This window comes from Roseibium sp. RKSG952 (assembly GCF_009711355.1).
Genome location: NZ_SMMF01000691.1, coordinates 1 through 4,486, shown reverse-complemented (window position 1 = coordinate 4,486; position 4,486 = coordinate 1). Strand labels below are relative to the sequence as shown.

Below are 4,486 nucleotides of genomic sequence, written 5' to 3'. Positions count from 1 at the left end.
TCTCTATTACTCTGCGGCTTCTTCGTATTCTGACATGGGCGGGCATGTGCAGATTAGGTTTCTGTCGCCGTATGCGTTGTCGACGCGGTTGACGGGGGACCAGTATTTGTCGACGCCCATGGAGCCCGGAGGGAAGCAAGCCTGTTCGCGGGTGTAGGGGCGGTCCCAGTCGCCGACCAGATCGCGCACCGTGTGGGGGGCGTTTTTCAGCGGGTTGTTGTCCGCATCGATCTTGCCGTCGATGATGTCCTGCGCCTCGGAGCGGATCGAGAGCATGGCGTCACAGAAGCGGTCCAGCTCGTCCTTGGGTTCCGATTCCGTAGGCTCGACCATCAGGGTGCCCGCCACCGGCCAGGACATGGTCGGGGCGTGGAAGCCTGAATCGACCAGACGCTTGGCCACGTCGTCCACACTCACATTGCCCTCATCCGCCAGAGGACGGGTGTCGAGGATGCATTCATGCGCCACACGACCTGTCTCGGAGGTGTAGAGGATGGGATAAGCATCCTGCAGACGTGCCGCGATGTAGTTGGCGTTCAGGATCGCCACCTTGGTCGCCTGGGTCAGACCCGCGCCACCCATCAGCAGCACATAGGCCCATGAGACGGGAAGGATCGAGGGCGAGCCAAACGGTGCCGCCGAGACCGGACCCACGGCAGTGCCGTATTCCGGATGACCCGGCAGGTGCTCTTCCAGATGCGCCTTGACGCCGATAGGACCCATGCCGGGGCCACCACCGCCATGCGGGATGCAGAAGGTCTTGTGCAGGTTCAGGTGGCTGACGTCGCCGCCAATGTCACCCGGACGCGACAGGCCGACCATGGCGTTCATGTTGGCGCCGTCGATATAGACCTGACCGCCGTGATCATGGGTGATCTGGCAGACCTCCTGCACGGTGGTCTCGAACACGCCATGGGTGGACGGATAGGTGATCATGCAGGCAGCCAGATGATCCGAGTGCTTTTCCGCCTTGGCGCGGAAGTCATTCAGATCAATGTTGCCGTTCTCATCCGCCTGCACCGGCACAACTTGCCAGCCCACCATCTGGGCCGAGGCCGGGTTGGTGCCATGGGCCGAGGTCGGGATCAGGCAGACATTGCGGTGCCCTTCGCCGCGGGCGAAGTGATAGTTGCGGATGGTCAGCAGGCCTGCATATTCACCCTGCGCGCCCGAGTTGGGCTGCTGGCTGATCGCGTCATAGCCGGTGATCTGGCACAGCTTGTCGTTCAGATCGGCAATCATCTCAAGATAGCCCTGCGCCTGATCTTCGGGGCAGAACGGGTGCAGATTGCCGAACTCGGGCCAGGTGACCGGGATCATCTCGATCGTGGCGTTCAGCTTCATGGTGCACGAGCCCAGCGGGATCATCGCCCGATCCAGCGCCAGGTCGCGGTCGGCCAGACGACGCATATAGCGGGTCATCTCAGCCTCGGCCCGGTTCTTGTGGAAGATCGGGTGGGTCAGATAAGGCGTCTCGCGCAGCGCATAATCCGGCAGGCGGTACTGCTTGTTCGAGCTGTCATCCTTGCGGTCGATGCCGAAGGCACCCCAGACGGCCTCGATGGTCTCGGGCCGGGTCTGTTCATCCAGGCTGATGCCGACCTTGGTCTCGCCAACCTTGCGCAGGTTGACGCCACGGGCCACGGCGGCCTCCATGACAACATTCTGCAGATGGCCGACCTCAACCGTGATGGTGTCGAAGAACACTTCCGGCTCGACCGAGAAGCCCGCCTCTTCCAGACCGGCGGCCAGGCGTGAGGTCTTGCGGTGCACCGATTGCGCGATGGCCTTGATGCCGTCGGGGCCGTGATACACGGCATACATCGAGGCAATGACGGCCAGCAGCGCCTGCGCGGTGCAGACGTTCGAGTTGGCTTTCTCGCGGCGGATGTGCTGCTCGCGGGTCTGCAGCGCCAGGCGGTAGGCCTTGTTGCCGCGGCTGTCGATCGACACACCGATGATCCGGCCGGGCATTGCCCGCTTCAGCTTGTCGGTGGTTGCCATGTAAGCAGCGTGCGGGCCGCCATAGCCCATCGGCACGCCAAAGCGCTGGGTCGAGCCGATGGCGATATCCGCGCCCATCTCACCCGGTGACTTCAGCAGCGCCAGCGACAGGATGTCGGCCGCCACGATAGCGATGGCTTTATGTTCATGCAGGGCCGCGATTTCCGATGTGAAGTCGCGCACGTGACCATGCGTGCCCGGGTACTGGAAGATCGCGCCAAAAACGGCGCCCGCGTCCAGTTGGTCGGGATCAGCCACCTGCACGTCGATGCCCAGAGGTTCAGCGCGCGTTTTAATGACTGCGATGGTCTGCGGGTGGCAGTTCTTGTCGACAAAGAAGGCCGCGTTGTTGGCCTTGGACCGGCCGCCGCGCTTGGCCATCGCCATCGCTTCGGCGGCTGCAGTGGCTTCGTCCAGCAGCGAGGCGTTGGCCACGTCCAGCCCGGTCAGGTCGCTGACCATCGTCTGGAAGTTCAACAGCGCCTCAAGACGACCCTGGCTGATCTCGGGCTGGTACGGCGTGTAGGCGGTGTACCAGGCCGGGTTTTCCAGGATGTTGCGCAGGATCGGTGCCGGCGTGGTGGTGCCGTAATAGCCCTGACCGATCAGCGAGGTCAGAACCTTGTTCTTGCTCGCCACCTCTTTCATGTAGAACAGCGCATCGCGTTCGGTCATGGCCGGACCCCAGTCCAGCGGTTCCTTCTGCCGGATCGCGGGCGGGACGGTGGCGTCGATCAGCTGGTCCAGCGTCTTGAAGCCGATCACCTTGAGCATGTCGCGCATCTCGGTAGGCGACGGGCCGATGTGGCGGCGATTGGCGAAGTCATAGGCTTCGTAGTCGGTCAGTTTGAAGGCCATTGCAGCGCTCCTGTCGAATAGGTCAGGTCGGGCGGAGACTGCGACAGCCTCCGGTAGTAGGGAGAGGGCCGGACAAGGGCCGGCCCGAACATGCGGAGCCCCAAACCGGGGCTCCGGTACGGGCTTAGCCGATCAGGGCCTTGTAGCCGTCCAGATCCATCAGATCTTCCAGCTGCGATGCGTCGCTGATCTTGACCTTGTAGATCCAGGCCTCACCCTCGGGGTCTTCGTTCAGCGCGCCGGGATTGTCGGCCAGCGCCTCGTTCACCTCGACGATCTCGCCATCGACCGGGGCATACAGCTCGGACGCGGCCTTGACGGATTCGATCACGCCGATCTCACCGCCCTTTTCGAACTCGTCGCCAGCTTCCTGCTGCTCGACGAACACCACTTCACCCAGCTGCTCGGCGGCATGTTTAGTGATGCCCAGAGTGGCTGTGTCCCCTTCGACGGTCAGCCATTCATGCTCTTCGGAATAATAGGTTGCCATGTCTTCTCTCTCCTGACTTCAACGCTTGTAATTCTGTTTGACGAAGGGCAGCGCCACGATCTCGGCCGGTTGCGCCTTGCCCCGGATGATCAGGTTCACCTTCTCGCCCGGCTCGCCATGGCCCGCGGACACATAGCCCATTGCAACAGGGCCACCGACCGTGGGGCCAAAGCTGCCTGAGGTGATCTGACCGATGCTGTTGCCCTCAAGGCATTGCACTTCCACGCCCTGACGGGCAGGTGCACGACCTTCGGGCTTGATGCCCACCAGCTTGCGCGCGGCCCCTTCGGCCAGTTCCTTCTGAACGCGGGCCGCCCCCGGGAAACCGCCCTCTTCCTTGCGGCGCTTCTGGATCGCCCAGCCCAAGGATGCCTCGATCGGCGAGGTGCTCTGGTCAATGTCATTACCATAAAGGCACAGACCCGCCTCCAGCCGCAGGCTGTCACGCGCGCCCAGACCCGCCGGTTCGCAATCCTCATGCGCCAGGAAGGCCTTGCTGATCTCGATCGCCTTGTCCTCGGGGATCGAGATCTCGTAGCCATCCTCGCCGGTATAGCCCAGGCGCGAGATGCGGCATTCGACGCCGTTGATATCGGCCAGGGTGGTTTCCATGAACTTCAGATCGCGGGCCGCGGGGCACAGCTCACCCACCACGTTTTCCGCCGCAGGGCCCTGTACGGCCACCAGCGCGCGGTCGAAGATCTCGGTCACTTCGACGCCTTCAAGGTTGTCACGCATATGCGGAATGTCCTGATGGCGCAGCGCCGCGTTCACCACCACAAAATAGTGATCCCCCGCGTTCGACACGATCAGGTCATCCATGATCCCGCCTTCCGCGTTCGTAAAGAACCCGTACCGCGCCTTGCCTTCCTTCAGGGTCGCATAGGCCTGAGGGCAAAGAGCTTCCAGCTTCTCACCCACATTCTCGCCCCGCAGGATCACCTGACCCATGTGAGACACATCAAACAACGCCGCCTTCTCACGACACTGCTTATGCTCCCCCATGATCCCCAAAGGATACTGAACAGGCATCTCCCAACCAGCAAAATCAACTATCTTACCACCCAACTCAACGTGCAAGTCATACAACGGCGTGCGGTTCAAACCAGGCATCTCATAAACCTCTCTTTTAGC

General features: G+C 62.3%; 3 protein-coding genes. All 3 read right to left on the bottom strand.

Translation table 11 applies throughout. From position 1 onward, the window contains the following. Window positions 1-6: 6 nt before the first annotated feature. On the bottom strand, window positions 7-2,862 hold the full coding sequence (gene gcvP / locus E1297_RS03990; protein ID WP_155134197.1) for an aminomethyl-transferring glycine dehydrogenase: 2,856 nt from the start codon (window positions 2,860-2,862) through the stop codon (window positions 7-9). Window positions 2,863-2,986: 124 nt separating this feature from the next. After that, window positions 2,987-3,352: a glycine cleavage system protein GcvH gene (gcvH, locus tag E1297_RS03985; protein ID WP_155134194.1), complete on the bottom strand. Its 366-nt coding sequence runs from the start codon at window positions 3,350-3,352 to the stop codon at window positions 2,987-2,989. A gap of 18 nt (window positions 3,353-3,370) precedes the next feature. Beyond that, window positions 3,371-4,465, bottom strand: a complete 1,095-nt coding sequence (gene gcvT, locus E1297_RS03980; protein ID WP_155134191.1) for a glycine cleavage system aminomethyltransferase GcvT — start codon at window positions 4,463-4,465, stop codon at window positions 3,371-3,373. Window positions 4,466-4,486 lie beyond the last annotated feature (21 nt).